Annotated in this window: 1 protein-coding gene; it reads left to right on the top strand. The window is 45.8% G+C overall.

Annotation, left to right across the window (positions count from 1 at the left end; all coding sequences use genetic code 11):
- Positions 1-622: IS6 family transposase (locus LOSG293_RS09805; RefSeq protein ID WP_034529887.1), on the top strand; the 622-nt coding region annotated here is incomplete at both ends.

Genomic DNA, 622 nt, shown 5'->3' with positions numbered 1-622 from the left:
TCAAAAGGACATCATCTTAGTAGCCGTTGGCTACTATTTCAGATTCAGTCTCAGCTATCGTGACATCGTTGAATTGCTTCGGGATCGGGGTATCACTGTTCATCACACCACGGTCATGCGTTGGGTTCATCACTATGGCCCCATCTTTAAGGCTCTATGGCGTCGGCATCAAACAGCTCACGCTAAAAGTTGGCGAATCGATGAGACCTATATTCGAGTTAAAGGCCGTTGGGCCTATTTGTATCGCGCTATTGACAGTAACGGTTTGACCATGGATTTTGAGCTACGAAAACACCGCGATTATACCGCATCCTATCACTTTTTGAAGCGTCTCTTGACGACCAATGGTCGGCCTGATCGATTAGTCACTGATCAATATCGGGCAACACTGAAAGCAGTGAAGCACCTGATAAAGCAAGACTATTTGAGCAAATCAGCCCACCAATGTTCCAAATATCGAAATAATTTGATTGAACAGGACCACCGATTCATTAAACGTCATCGTGTCCGCTCAGCAAGCTTTCAAAGCATTCGAACCGCTAGTGCAACGTTGAGCGGTGTGGAAATTGTTCACGCAATACGCAAAAGAACCCGACGAGAGTTAAGTCTCATCGGGTTCTCA

The sequence above is a fragment of the Secundilactobacillus oryzae JCM 18671 genome, assembly GCF_000740055.1.
Lineage (GTDB): Bacteria > Bacillota > Bacilli > Lactobacillales > Lactobacillaceae > Secundilactobacillus > Secundilactobacillus oryzae.
The sequence above is the reverse complement of the archived record's forward strand: the minus strand, read 5'-3'. Positions and strand labels throughout refer to the sequence as shown.